This is a genomic window from Acetobacter lambici, assembly GCF_011516885.1.
GTDB classification, from domain to species: Bacteria; Pseudomonadota; Alphaproteobacteria; order Acetobacterales; family Acetobacteraceae; genus Acetobacter; species Acetobacter lambici.
Genome location: NZ_WOTD01000050.1, coordinates 1 through 12,801 on the forward strand (window position 1 = coordinate 1; position 12,801 = coordinate 12,801).

Consider the following 12,801-nt stretch of genomic DNA (forward strand, 5'->3'; position numbering starts at 1 on the left):
TGAATACACGGCCACGCAAAACACTCGGTTGGAAAACACCAGCAGAGGCACTCGACCAACTGCTCAAACAACATATAATCGAAGGTGTTGCGACGACCGGTTGAATCCGCCCATTGGTGCAAGTCCGGTCATGGCAGCGGCTTCGGTCGCTGTCATACAGCCGAGTTCTGGCATTTCCGCGAGAAGCATGGCGACTGATACCGGGCCGATACCAGGCAATCAGTTCCGCGTCGATCTGGTCTGTCTTCACTCTTTTTCCCATGGAAAAGACGAAAGCTTTGATCTGTGCAGGGGGCAACTGGACCGCATTGATTCCCCTACTTACGAGAAGACGCCAGAGTGCCCATTCCTGTCCTCCTGTGGCTTCAAATCCAACCTTGAGATCATCAGGCATACCTTGAAGGATTTCCAGTAATCTGGCATGGCCATCGGGTGAATTCTGACAACGGAATCTCTGTTTTCCGGGTAGACAGAAGCCATCAAGCCAGTCTCGGGACACATCTATTCCAATGACGGTTTGCGCAGACATATCACTCTCTCTTTCTTATGTTCGCGGTCCCGGAACCGGGCCGCCGTCAACTGTTCCAAACGGTGAAGAGAGGCGAAATCAGCCTGCTAGAAAACGTGGTCAGGCTACCAGATGTTAAGCGCTGTATCTCACCTCATGAACGGCTGAAACACATAAGCGTGTCTAGTCCCGGGGTTTGATGGTGTGGAATTTTCACGCAAGTGGAAGGAAGCAGTCGACGGATGGGTCGTGCGTGGGCGCAATCCCTTCGGAGGGTACACGTTGGAAAACATGCTCAGCCGAAACGCGAGGAAAATAACGAATGTCGAAAGATGATCGTGACAAGTTCATTCCCAGAAGAACACCAGAATCAGCGGCTACGGTAGCGAGCGTCAAGTTAGTCATGGTCATTACCCCGGTTCTCAACCGTTTGACATTCGACGATGCGGACAAAATTCGGACTATGTTCAGCGATCTTATCGGCAAGAAGGAGGACGACAGTTTTTTGCTAATACCCCCGTTCTACACCAGTGGCGGTGAGCGTATTTAACTTGGATGCAACGTGTTCATAAATCAGAACATGCACCATGTATGATCACAAAGGAATTGATATTGGTGATGATCGGGCCAAACGTAAGTCTCATCACGTCGAGCCATCCTATTGAACCGTCCCAGCAACGTGCTTTTGTTGTCTCAAAACCCATCGTAATTGAGAGAAACGTTTAGATTGCCGTCGGTGCAACAATTATTGGGAAGTAACGGTTGGCAAAAATTCGGTTGTGGCCGCAGGTTCGGTCGTAACGCGAGACGTTCCTCGAAACACTCTTGTCGGAGGAAGTCCGTCAGGGGTCATTTGTTCTATCGGTAATGATTGAGGAAGGAGCTGCGATGAGTTAAGGTCGTTGAAGCTCACTTTCACCCGTAATGCCCACTTTTCCGTCCAGTCGCTCAACAACGGACTTTACCGTTTTCCCCCTGACTGCTTGTCATACCTAGTAAATCCGAAACAGACAGGCGGTTGTCTCTTTTATCCCGACCATTCGATAATTAATCGAAATATTCACAAAGTAGCCATATACCATTTCCAAGTATTACTTGATCCGCTGACGGTATTTCACTTGATGAGTAGCATACCTCTGCCCCGGACAGGAGTTTATCCGGGACAGGAAACGGCATCATGCCTGTCAGGCGACGCGGATCAGCTTGCGATTGATGAACTCCTCAATGCCGAGAAAGGACAGTTCGCGGCCAAAGCCTGAGTTCTTGATCCCGCCAAAGGGCAGTTCCGGTGCAGCGGCCGTAGCTGTGTTGATGAACATCATGCCGGTCTCGACCTGTTCAGCCACTTTTTCGGCACGTGTAAGATCACGGGAGAACACGGACCCGCCGAGGCCGTAAGGAGAATCATTGGCCAGTTCGATGGCCTCATGTTCCGATGCAACCTTGTGCACGACGGCAACGGGACCGAAAATCTCCTGATAGAAGACCGGATTGTCCTTTGACACATTGGTCAGGATGGTCGGTTCCATGAAGAAGCCGCGGCACTCCATCCGCTTGCCCCCGGCCACCAACGTTGCGCCTGCCTTGACCGCTTCGTCAGTCTGCGCCAGTGCGGTGTCGAGTGCCTTCCTGCTGCTCATCGGGCCATGGGTGGTACCCTCAGCCAGCGGATCGCCAATGCGGAACTGCGTGATTGCGGTTTTCAGACCCGCGAGGAAGGCGTCGTAGACCTTCTCATGCACGATCATCCGCTTGGCCGCCGTGCAGACCTGCCCGTTATTGGCGAACCGGCCCCATGTCGCCCATTTGATTGCCAGTTCAAGGTCCGCGTCATCCAGCACGATGAAGGCATCGCTGCCGCCCAGTTCCATCGTGTCCTTCTTCAGCGCCGCACCCGCTTCGGCCGCGACTGTCTGGCCCGCGCGTTCGCTGCCCGTCAGGGCGACGCCACGGATGCGGAAATCCTTGATCAGTTCGGCGGACTGATCGTTGTCGAGGAAAATGTTGGTATAGACGCCCTCTGACGCGCCTGCATCGTGAAACAGTTTTTCAAAAGCCAGTGCACATTGCGGCACGTTGGGCGCGTGCTTCGCGATAACCACGTTGCCCGCCATAAGGTTCGGCCCCGCCACGCGGGCAAGCTGGTAATAGGGGAAGTTCCAGGGCTCGATGCAGTAGATTACGCCAAGCGCCTGGTTGATGATCTTTGCATGGCCTTCCCTGACCTTCAGGGGCGTGGGAGCGAGAAATTTCTCCGCGCCTTCGGCATAGTAGGAGAGGATGTCGACCGTGATGTCGATTTCTTCCAGCGCGTCAGGCAGCGCCTTACCCATTTCGGTCGCGATCAGGCGTGCATGTGTCATGCGGTCACGGCGAAGCAGGTCGGCGGCCTTTGACATGATGACCTTGCGGGCGGCTATATCGCGCTTTTTCCAGTCGGTCTTCCACACATGGTCCGCGCGATCGACAATCGCCTTCATCTGCGCGGCGGTGTGAAGTTCGAACGTGCGTTCCACGGTTTCCGTGGTCGGGTTGAGGGTCTGGTAAAAACTCATTGGTCCGTTTCCCTGTTTATTGATTATGGAAAAGGTAGTCGGTGTAGCCATGCGCGCTGCCGCCATACTCGCACCTAATGCCTAATACCCCTTAGGATTTGCACAACGGCCGGTCAGATAGAATAAAAGACGTCTATTTTTGGTCACTGACGATAATGATTTCATCGCAGTGCATTCGTTACGATAACCGCGCAAGATATTGTCTATATGGTACGAGGATTGTGATATACTTAAAAGACAAGACCGAGTCAGGATCTCGGCCTTGTCCGTCTTCAAATCACGAGACTTTAGGCGTCCCGAGCTTGCCAGTCAGGAACTGGGCTTCCCCGTTACCAAAAGACCAGTCGGCATCCGTGTTTTCAACATAGTTGACCATCACGTCGCTGGACGCGATGCCACACTTTTCGGTCAGGGCCTCGGTCAACAGGCGGTAGAAGGCAGTTTTTTCATCGACTGTGCGAGGGCGCGTGGTGACCGAGATGATCATTACATCGTCGGTGCGCGGAATACCCAGCCCGGTATCCTCAATGCGCACACGGCTTTTCTTGTGTTCATATATGATCTGGTACCGGTCACGCGGCGGCACGCCGAAAGCGTCCAGCATCGCCTGGTGGGCCGCATCCAGTATGGTGGTCAGTTCCTTTTCGGAACGGCCTTCGAGCATATCAAAACGAATAAGAGGCATATAATTAATCCCTGTTTCAGGCGACAAGCGCCGGTGTTGATGGTAATCTGGCGGCATTGAGGATCATTGCCGACGCCTTTTCACCGATCATGATACTCGGGGCATTGGTATTGCCCGAGGTAATGCGCGGCATGATCGAGGCGTCCGCGATACGCAGCCCCGACATGCCGTGTACACGCAGTTCGTGGTCAACCACGGCCTGCGATCCCTGTCCCATGGCGGCAGTTCCCGCGGGATGAAAGATGGTCGTTGAGATTTCCCCGATCGCCTTTTCCAGGTCAGCGTCGCTCTCCAGAGACGGACCGGGGCGAAACTCCTCTGGCCGGTAGCGCGCCAGGGCTGACTGCACCACGATCCGTCGTGTCAGGCGTACCGAGTCAATGGCCACACGACGATCTTCGTCTGTCGAGAGGTAGTTCGGGTGGATAGCAGGCGGCACGGCCGGGTCAGCGGATTTCAGGTGAACGCTGCCCCGGCTTTCGGGCCGGACATTGGCCACCGCCGCAGTGAAGGCGGGAAAAGGGTCAAGGTTGCCACCAAATGCCGCAAGGCTGAGTGGCTGGACATGATATTCTAGGTTGGCCGTCGCGTAACGCGCACTGGACCGGGCAAAGATGCCCAACTGGCTCGGCGCCATCGACATGGGGCCGGACCGGGTCAGCAGGTATTGCAGGCCGATCTTCGCCTTGCCCAACAGTGACCCGGCTTCGGTATTGAGCGTTTCGACACCGCTGACCCTGTAAGCGCTGCGGATTTGGAGGTGGTCCTGAAGGTTCTCACCCACGCCGGGCAGATCCCGTACGACCTCGATGCCCAATCCCTGAAGTCGTTCTCCCGGGCCAACGCCCGAACGTTGAAGGATTGCAGGCGTCCCGATAGCGCCTGCCGACAGGATCACCTCAGCACGGGCATGGACAGTCCGAACCATGCCGTTGACTTCAAAGCGCACCCCGATTGCGCGACCATCGCGGAACAGAATGCGATGAACCAGCGCGCCGGTCTGCACGCGCAGGTTGGGCCGTTTCATGACCGGATGCAGGTAGCCGCGCGCCGCACTCCAGCGAAACCCGTTTTTCTGCGTTACCTGAAAATAGGATGACCCTTCGTTGTCACCCCGGTTGAAGTCGTCGATCTTCGGGATGCCAGCCTGTGCGGCGGCGTCGCGGAAGGCATCAAGCAGTTTCCAGCGCAACCGCTGCCGGTCGACATGCAACGGCCCACCCACTCCATGAAAGGCGCTGGCACCCGCGAAATTATCTTCTGCCTTAAGGAAATAGGGTAGGACATCATCCCATCCCCATCCTGTATTACCCATCTGCCGCCAGCCATCATAATCGGCAGCCTGCCCGCGCATGTAGATCATGCCGTTGATCGACGAACACCCGCCCAGCAACCGTCCACGCGGGTAATTCAGCACACGGTTGCCCAGATGGGATTCCGGATCGGTCCGGAACATCCAGTCGGCACGCGGGTTACCCATCGCGAATAGGTACCCGACCGGGATATGGATCCATATCCAGTTGTCGTTGCCGCCGGCTTCCAGCACCAGCACCCTGTTACGTGGATCGGCACTGAGACGGTTTGCAAGTACACAACCCGCACTGCCCGCGCCGATTACAATATAGTCAAAGTCACCAAAGTCCTCGGTTCCAGTCGCCATGTGACGAACTCCTCCCCTTTGTCCGGCTCTGCGGCCGGTGGAGAGAGGATTATTCCCCCACATGCGGCGCGGGAAATGACGAGGACGTGAAAAAAACGAATTGGATGAATGAATGTAAGTCCGATATGGAATAGAATATGGATATCAATACATTACGACTGTTTATCGCGGTGGTGCGTGAAGGCGGTTTCTCGCAGGCGGCCAAGGCGGTGCTGTCCACCCAGTCAACCGTAAGCAAAGCGGTGAAGCGTCTGGAAGATGAACTGGACCTTGTCCTGATCGACCGGGTGGCCCCGGGTATCACGCTGACTGATGCTGGCGATGTGGTCCTGCGCCGGGCCCAAACGATCCTGGCTGAACGCGACGACCTTCTGGTGGAACTGCGGGAATTGCGCGGACTGAAGCACGGTGAATTGCGGCTTGGCCTGCCACCGATCGGCAGCGACACGCTGTTCGCACCGACTTTCGTGGCGTTTCGCGACCGTTATCCTGGCATAAGGATCCAGTTGATTGAACGTGGCTGCCAAGATCTGATGGATCTGCTGCGTACGGGCGAGATTGATCTTGCTGGCCTACTTCTTCCCTTTCCCGATGAATTCTCATGGCAAAATGTCTGCGTGGAACCGGTGGTCGCGGTGGTCGCGGCGGGCAATCCGCTGACGGCGCGTAGATCAGTCCCGATTGCCGCATTCGCTGATTCTCCCTTTTTGCTGTTCGAAACAGGATTTTCACTGAACCAGATCGTGCTTGCGGCCTGCCGTCGCAATGGCTTTACGCCCATGGTCACTGCCCGTTCAACACAGGTTGAATTTCTTTTTGACCTGATCGCGGCGGGACTGGGAGTTGGGTTTCTGCCACGCATGATGGTGGAGACCCGCCAGCACGACGGCATTCGGGCCATCGCACTCGATGATCCGAACATGCTCTGGCATATGACACTTGCCTGGCGGCGCGGTGGCTATCTTTCGGGCGCTGCCAAAGAATGGCTTAGGCTGATGCAATGATCAGTGTGGGCCCGTAGCAATCTTGCAGTGCTGAAGATGCACTTCCTTTGCTACGTACTGCCTGCATAGAGCGCGCCATCATACGCGGTTGAATGAACGGCAGGAAACATCGTCTGGATGCCGGAAACCTGACCTTCGGTTCACCCCCCCATGCCGGTCTTCAAGAAAGACGGCATGAGATGAAAAATACCGTTCTCGCTCAGTGCCGTGAGCTACTACACTGGGTATAAGATACTCAGGATAGTAGCAAGCACGAGGCGCCGTTTATGCAGGTTGAAGTTGTTGTCCACGGCCGAAAAGATCGGGTTTACGCGGCTCTGTTCGACCGGTGTGACCGGACCACCCGACACCGTCTGGCCGAGGCCGGTTCATCAGATGACACTTTGCCGGAAATTCTTGCTGCGGCCCGCCTCTCCCCAGGACTGGAACTGCGCTTGTCTGGTATCTCCCTCTCAGGGAATAAGACCGACGATCTGGTGATTGCTCATGACGTGCCGTTCGCCGCCCGTGCCCGCGCACTGGCCGCAGAGCGGATCGGTGTGGCTCCAGATGATCCCTCACTGACTCTCGCCTTACATCTCAGTTCAGTTCCGTATTTTCTGGCGCGTTACAGGCAGGCACACGGGAACACTATCGCACAGTCTGACTTGCACCCTCCCCTGCCCTCTCCTGCGGGTCAGACGCCGGGCGTCATTATCCGATGGTTTGACGCCTCTCTTGGAAGGACCGTCCCGCAACGCGATGGCTCTCTCGAAACCGCACGTGATAGTGCCTCAGCCTACGCTTTGCAGGCCAAGGCAGACAACACACGCAAAGCCTATCGTGCCGGTGTCCGGGCATGGTGTGCCTGGGCGGATCGTCATGCCCTTCCCTGCCTCCCTGCCCGTTCGGCCGACATTGCCGCATTCCTGGCAGACGAAAGAGGCCGGGGTCTTGCGCCCGCGACATTGGAGTTGCGACGGGCCGCAATCACCTATCTTCACCGTCTGGCAGGTTGCGCCGTTCCCACCGCTGACGCCGCTATTGGCGAAACCATGACTGGGATCAGGCGCAGTGCTGCAAGGGATGGCTTTACACCGCGCCGCAAAGCCGCTGCAACGCAGGATGTCCTGGCAACAATCATCAGTGCGATAGACCTGAGCAAGTTATCTGGGATGCGGGACCGGGCTTTACTCCTTATGGGATTCTATGGTGCGTTCAGGCGTTCTGAGCTGGCCAGCATCGATGTTCGCCACGTAACCTTGGTCAGTAAAGGCCTGCTTGTCACTCTTCCCCAGTCAAAGGGTGATCGGCAAGGCAAGGGTGTGGAGGTCGCCCTCCCCTACACTCAGGATCGGTATTGCCCGGTAAAGGCATACGGGGCCTGGCTAGCGGTGTCAGGCATACAGGCTGGCCCTATTTTCCGCCGCGTCCGTAAGGAAAGCACAGCTGCCTCTGACGGGAGTGGTCGTGAAATTGGGCCGCAGCCCCTGACAGATCGCTCGATCGCCCGGATCATCCAGAGCCGTGCCAGTGCTGCCGGGTTGGATGGAAAAACCTTTGGAGGCCACAGCCTGAAACGGGGGGCGCTTACAACCGGGATGGATGCGGGAGCACACCCAGTCAAACTTAAGCGCCTTGCACGACACGCAACGTATGCAGCGCTGGGCGATTATCTGGAGCTAGGTGATCCTTTTGAAGAACATGCGTTAAACCGTTAATTCAAAAATAAATCTGTCTGATGATTCATCAAGGTAGAGGTCGCTGCCCCGCTAGAGTTCCCAGAACAAAGTTATATAGATTTCATGGCTTTAAACAGCAAAGCGGCTCAAACACAGTAGCAGTCACAGAGACTCGGATGGGTGACGTCCACTTTGAAAATAAAGTGGGAACTTTAGAGGGGAAAAATGTTTAGATTATCCCGAGGACTCTGGCGGAACCCCGGGAACTTTAGCGGGGCAAAATGGGAACTTTAGCGGGATTGTCTGGGAACTCTAGCGGATATAAATGCTGGATATTCCTGATTTTCCGAAGTTACCCCGAGGACTCTGGCGTGACAAACTAATATCTATAAATAATACTTCAAATATTAGCGCGCCTCGTACGGTGCGTTCCCGCTAAAGTTCCCACTTCTCAAGCACAAAATTACTGCTAGTGTTCACCAATCCTGCTCAAAGGAGTTCTCTAGTGGGAACCATTCACAAGCTCATAGAAGAACACGGTAAACAAGGGGCTCTGTCCTTTGACGAAGATCGAAAGATCATAGAAATTGCCGCTGACTATATGGCTTATGAAGATACAGGTATCGGCTTTCTATATAGTGGGTTCGCTCATGTAGGATTGCCACATAAACGCTTAGCTGACGATCTTGTCTGGCAAATTGAGACAGACAGAGCAGTGATGATTGTTGAACCCGGTCGTCGGGCAGTGCGTGGTGCAAATCCAGTATCTGTAGGAGTACCCTACGGAAGTAAAGCACGATTAATCATGCTTTACCTACAAACGGAAGCCATAAAAACCCAGAACAGAGAAATTGAACTAGGAAAATCTCTGAGAGATTGGCTCAAGAGAATGGGCATTCCGCAAGGTGGAAAATCTATTAAAGACGTTAAAGAGCAAGCCGAGCGAATTTTCAGATGCCGAATCTCGTTTCATTTCCAATCCGGGAACTCTAGCGGGTTGATAAATCAAAATATTGTGGATGCCGCTATATTTACGGATGATCATAAAGATAACGGCAAACAACAGTTCTTGGAGCGAGCTAAGCTTTCCGAACTATTTTACGATCAACTGCAAAAACATCCGATTCCGATCGAAGAAGCTGCAATCCGCGCATTAAATGGACATAGCCAAGCGCTCGACATTTATTGTTGGCTTGCTTATCGGCTTCACGCATTGAAAGGACCAACAGCAATTACATGGTCTGCTTTGAAAGCCCAGTTTGGTGCAGGTGTCGTGCGGTTAGACCATTTCAGACCGAAGTTCATTGACAACTTGAAAATAGCGCTAGCTGTATATCCTGCGGCTAAAACTGAAGTTACAAAAACTGGTGTTATCTTACATCCGTCTAGGGCGCCCATTGCCCCTAAGTTTCATGGGATACCCCGCTAGAGTTCGCGCCATGGGGACTCTAGCGGGGTATCTTTGTTATCAACCAGTTACTCTACTAAATCCCCCAAGAGTCCCCTGATATCCTGTATTTTGGAATCAACGGCAGCCATTTCAGATTCCAGCTTTTCTCGATGCCGTAGAAGTTTTTTATACTCATCCTTTAATACATCGACGTCCACTCGACCGGAGATTTCCGGTTTAATAACCGTCTCTTTACGAAGGCTGGCAATCTCCCGACGAGTTACATCTGGACGAATTAGGCCACGCTCTTTAGCTACCCGCAGTTGATGTTCATTCAATAGAGTAATTTGATACGCTGTTCCGTAACTCCCAGGACAAGCATCCAAAGGGATTACCCCATCCGAAACGGCTTTCGCGATCCGTCTTAATTGTGTTGCGGTGGCGTCAGAAAAGGGAAACAGACGATCAGAGCCTTGCCTCAATTTAATATATTCTGCTTTTGACAGAACATTTTCCAAATCCAGAAGAGCACGTCCGATGGCGAGGAATGAATCGCGGGCTTGACTCCAGTTCTGATTAACCTCGGCACGAACTGCCAAAATACGCGAGACTTTTTCAGTATCGGAAATTACAGAAGTACCTGCAAACACGTCTTCTATTGTCGTCATGACGTTATCATCAATGACAACTCGTTCTATTAGCATTTCGGCACGGTTATCACTAACACTCAGGCTATCATCTTCTTCCATTACGGACATGATTGAGGTGCGTGATACCCGGTGTGTTTTAGACATTGGTGATTTTCCTGTTTATGAATGCCCAAAGTTCTTCAAATGGCTCCTGACCTCGGCTTTTTGTGAAATCGAGAAGGGTCAGTCCTTTACCACTGGGCACATGCACATCTTCTAATTGAGGAAGCTCCACTGGAATAACATCAGCCACTTTGATGAGCCGCCCGCGAACTCTAGCGAATGAATTGGTGCGGCGATTAGCTCTATTCAACACGACAACGGTATTGTTGGTAACCTGGTTTAAAACATCGATCCAAGGCGCGATGCTATCGACATCGTCCTGAGTGCAGGCACAAGGAACAACTACGATGTCAGCAGCTTGCGCCAAGCCAGTGATTGCTGACATGTGATCTTCAACACTGGGAGGCGTATCAATAACGGCTAAGTCATAGCCTTTTGCTTGATTGAGACCGCTTCGCCAATCCTGAAGTTGCGCACCAACAATCGGAACGTCGATAAACTCAGGCATTTTAGACCGGAGTGCCTGCCGTCGCTTTCCCCACTTGTCGATTGTACCCTGGCGATCAAAGTCTATTCCAATGACCTTCTGACCTTCTTGCGCCGCTGCGACAAGAAGGTGCCTCGTGACCACTGACTTCCCGCTTCCACCTTTGGGCGACGACACTAAAACGATTTTTGTCATGTAGCTACCGCCTTATATAAATTAGACATGTCTAATTACGTTTGCCGCGCAATGATTACATCCTCGGGAATGCCCGATCAACCTGTTAATTTCTATTAGACATGTCTAATTTCCAAAAAATGCTCAGCTACGCGTAAGATAAAAATAAACCCCGACCAGCCCTGAGCGTCCCGCGCAAAGGGTGGGTCGGTCTGTCTGAAGCCAGCCCGATCCCGGCGCAGGCGCCGCCTTTGCTCGCGCCACCCAGGCCCGGTTCCGGAGACAGCATGCAGAAGAAAATCTGACGCAACACAGCGCTCAGTCCCCTTCCCTGCTGTTGTCCATCCTCCCCGAACGCCGCCTCGTCCCAGACGCAGGCGGCGTTCGGCGTTTGTCCGGAGCCTTTCATGTCCCTGTTCGATGATCAGCTCAGCCTGTTCTCTTCCTCCTCCCTCAGCGGTGCCGCAGACCTGTTCTGGGGTGAGCTTGAAGGCGAAGATAGCCCCCTCCCCTCCCCCGTTTCAGACAGCCCACTGGTCATCCCCCAGACCGATTTCCGCCTCAACGGGACCCGTGGCCTTGCCACCAGCTGGAAGGACCGTGCGCGGGACAATATTGCGGCAATCAGGCTGCTGGGAGCACTTGAGACCGAAGACCGTAATGCAACCCCCGAAGAGCAGGCTGTGCTGGGCCGGTTTATAGGCTTTGGGGCGGGTGAACTGGCCAACGCTCTCTTCCCCCGTGCCGGTGAGCCTTACCGCTCAGGATGGGAGAGCATCGGCAAAGCGCTGGAGGCTGCCTGCAGTGAGACGGACCATGCCGCCCTCGCCCGCTCCACCCAGTATGCCCATTACACGCCGGAATATATCGTCACCGCCATCTGGGACATGCTCATGAAGCGTGGCTTTCAGGGTGGGTCCGTTCTGGAACCCGGCTGTGGTGTTGGACAGTTCATCGCCCTCAGGCCCGAGCGCCTCGAAGGCCAGATCGCCTTTACCGGCATTGAGGTCGATGGAATTGCCGCGCGTATCGCCCGCAAGCTATTCCCCAACCAGTGGATCAGACACGAAGACTTCACGAAGGCAACTCTCGCCAGCACGTATGATCTGGCGATTGGCAATCCGCCCTTCTCCAACCGTCTGGTCAACGCGGTGGATTATCGTGAGCTGCGTGGGTTCAGTCTTCATGACTGGTTTATCGCACGGTCAGTTGGTGCCCTGCGTCCGGGCGGCTTCGCAGCATTTGTGACGTCACGCCATACGCTGGACAAAACTGACCAGAAGGCACGGCAGCATATCGCCGAAGAGGCTGACCTGCTGGGGGCGGTGCGTCTGCCCGCAGGAGCAATGCGTGTGGATGCCGGCACCGAGGTGGTGCTCGATCTGCTGGTGTTCCGCAAACGCATGATCGGCGAGTTGCCCGGCGATCAGACCTGGCTGGAAACAGCTCCCGTACCCGACAGTGATGAAGGGCGCGGCCCGCTGCGGATCAACCGCTATTTCCTCGACAATCCCGTTCAGGTTCTGGGGCGGCATGGCTGGGCGAGCAGCCAGTTCGGACTGGATTACTGCTGCCAGCCAGTGGCGGGAATGGACCTCCAGACTGCTCTGCCGGAAGCGCTGGCGTGGATCGCCCCCGAGACCCGGTTTCTGCCGCCCGTAGAGCAGCGCATTACGCGGCCAGAACTGGACGGTGTGCGTGTGGGCACAGCGGCCTCAGGCGCTGACCTGAAGGAAGGCAGCTACTATCTGCACAACCGCGTCCTGCATCAGATCATAGGTGGCACAGGTCAGGAGGTGCCTATCCGCAAGGGGGACCAGAAAGAAGGCCTCTTCCAGAAACATGCACGCATCATTGAAGCCCTGATCCCTGTGCGGGATGCGGCCAAAGCCGTACTGCGCGCCCAGATGGACAACCAGCCTTTC

The 12,801-nt window shown here is 54.7% G+C and carries 11 protein-coding genes and 1 pseudogene; 5 read left to right on the forward strand and 7 right to left on the reverse strand.

What is annotated here, in order from left to right; translation table 11 throughout:
• Window positions 1-63: 63 nt before the first annotated feature.
• Together GOB86_RS16175 and GOB86_RS16180 are read right to left on the reverse strand one after the other, a co-directional pair.
• Complete coding sequence (locus GOB86_RS16175; protein ID WP_338421533.1) at window positions 64-189, reverse strand: hypothetical protein; 126 nt, start codon at window positions 187-189, stop codon at window positions 64-66.
• A gap of 82 nt (window positions 190-271) precedes the next feature.
• A pseudogene (locus GOB86_RS16180) lies at window positions 272-529 on the reverse strand (IS110 family transposase); the annotation flags it as partial.
• A gap of 301 nt (window positions 530-830) precedes the next feature.
• On the opposite strand from GOB86_RS16180, the gene GOB86_RS15895 reads away from it, so the two are divergent.
• Window positions 831-1,058 carry a hypothetical protein gene (locus GOB86_RS15895; RefSeq protein WP_198912044.1) on the forward strand — a complete coding sequence of 76 codons (228 nt, stop codon included), beginning with the start codon at window positions 831-833 and terminating at the stop codon, window positions 1,056-1,058.
• Window positions 1,059-1,692: 634 nt separating this feature from the next.
• On the opposite strand, the gene GOB86_RS13275 is transcribed toward GOB86_RS15895, so the two are convergent.
• From GOB86_RS13275 to GOB86_RS13285, 3 genes are all read right to left on the reverse strand, one after another.
• Window positions 1,693-3,063: an NAD-dependent succinate-semialdehyde dehydrogenase gene (locus GOB86_RS13275; protein WP_165993032.1), complete on the reverse strand. Its 1,371-nt coding sequence runs from the start codon at window positions 3,061-3,063 to the stop codon at window positions 1,693-1,695.
• A gap of 277 nt (window positions 3,064-3,340) precedes the next feature.
• Window positions 3,341-3,748, reverse strand: coding sequence for a tautomerase family protein (locus GOB86_RS13280; protein WP_061507937.1), 408 nt, complete (start codon window positions 3,746-3,748; stop codon window positions 3,341-3,343).
• Between the two features lie 16 nt (window positions 3,749-3,764).
• Complete coding sequence (locus GOB86_RS13285; RefSeq protein ID WP_061507938.1) at window positions 3,765-5,408, reverse strand: GMC family oxidoreductase; 1,644 nt, start codon at window positions 5,406-5,408, stop codon at window positions 3,765-3,767.
• Window positions 5,409-5,545: 137 nt separating this feature from the next.
• Here GOB86_RS13285 and GOB86_RS13290 point away from each other — a divergent pair, with 137 nt between their 5' ends.
• The 3 genes from GOB86_RS13290 (at window position 5,546) to GOB86_RS13300 (ending at window position 9,502) form a co-directional block, all read left to right on the forward strand.
• On the forward strand, window positions 5,546-6,412 hold the full coding sequence (locus GOB86_RS13290; RefSeq protein WP_061507939.1) for a LysR family transcriptional regulator: 867 nt from the start codon (window positions 5,546-5,548) through the stop codon (window positions 6,410-6,412).
• Between the two features lie 266 nt (window positions 6,413-6,678).
• Window positions 6,679-8,112 carry a site-specific integrase gene (locus GOB86_RS13295; protein WP_165993034.1) on the forward strand — a complete coding sequence of 478 codons (1,434 nt, stop codon included), beginning with the start codon at window positions 6,679-6,681 and terminating at the stop codon, window positions 8,110-8,112.
• A gap of 466 nt (window positions 8,113-8,578) precedes the next feature.
• Window positions 8,579-9,502 (forward strand): replication protein RepA, encoded by a 924-nt coding sequence (locus tag GOB86_RS13300; protein ID WP_165993037.1) that lies wholly within the window; start codon window positions 8,579-8,581, stop codon window positions 9,500-9,502.
• A gap of 47 nt (window positions 9,503-9,549) precedes the next feature.
• On the opposite strand, the gene GOB86_RS13305 is transcribed toward GOB86_RS13300, so the two are convergent.
• Both GOB86_RS13305 and GOB86_RS13310 read right to left on the reverse strand, forming a co-directional pair.
• On the reverse strand, window positions 9,550-10,257 hold the full coding sequence (locus GOB86_RS13305) for a hypothetical protein (protein WP_165993039.1): 708 nt from the start codon (window positions 10,255-10,257) through the stop codon (window positions 9,550-9,552).
• On the reverse strand, window positions 10,250-10,897 hold the full coding sequence (locus tag GOB86_RS13310) for a ParA family protein (protein WP_165993040.1): 648 nt from the start codon (window positions 10,895-10,897) through the stop codon (window positions 10,250-10,252). Before GOB86_RS13310 ends, GOB86_RS13305 begins: the two co-directional genes overlap by 8 nt.
• 386 nt (window positions 10,898-11,283) lie before the next feature.
• Between GOB86_RS13310 and GOB86_RS13315 the strand changes: the two genes are divergently transcribed.
• The coding region (locus GOB86_RS13315; protein ID WP_165993042.1) for a methyltransferase at window positions 11,284-12,801 on the forward strand (1,518 nt) is incomplete at its 3' end.

Excerpts from the sequence above, each read along its gene's own strand:
- GOB86_RS16175 (WP_338421533.1), bottom strand. The coding sequence starts at position 189 with ATGCTTCTCGCGGAAATGCCAGAACTCGGCTGTATGACAGCGACCGAA.
- GOB86_RS15895 (WP_198912044.1), top strand. The coding sequence starts at position 831 with ATGTCGAAAGATGATCGTGACAAGTTCATTCCCAGAAGAACACCAGAA.
- GOB86_RS13275 (WP_165993032.1), bottom strand. The coding sequence starts at position 3,063 with ATGAGTTTTTACCAGACCCTCAACCCGACCACGGAAACCGTGGAACGC.
- GOB86_RS13280 (WP_061507937.1), bottom strand. The coding sequence starts at position 3,748 with ATGCCTCTTATTCGTTTTGATATGCTCGAAGGCCGTTCCGAAAAGGAA.
- GOB86_RS13285 (WP_061507938.1), bottom strand. The coding sequence starts at position 5,408 with ATGGCGACTGGAACCGAGGACTTTGGTGACTTTGACTATATTGTAATC.
- GOB86_RS13290 (WP_061507939.1), top strand. The coding sequence starts at position 5,546 with ATGGATATCAATACATTACGACTGTTTATCGCGGTGGTGCGTGAAGGC.
- GOB86_RS13295 (WP_165993034.1), top strand. The coding sequence starts at position 6,679 with ATGCAGGTTGAAGTTGTTGTCCACGGCCGAAAAGATCGGGTTTACGCG.
- GOB86_RS13305 (WP_165993039.1), bottom strand. The coding sequence starts at position 10,257 with ATGTCTAAAACACACCGGGTATCACGCACCTCAATCATGTCCGTAATG.
- GOB86_RS13310 (WP_165993040.1), bottom strand. The coding sequence starts at position 10,897 with ATGACAAAAATCGTTTTAGTGTCGTCGCCCAAAGGTGGAAGCGGGAAG.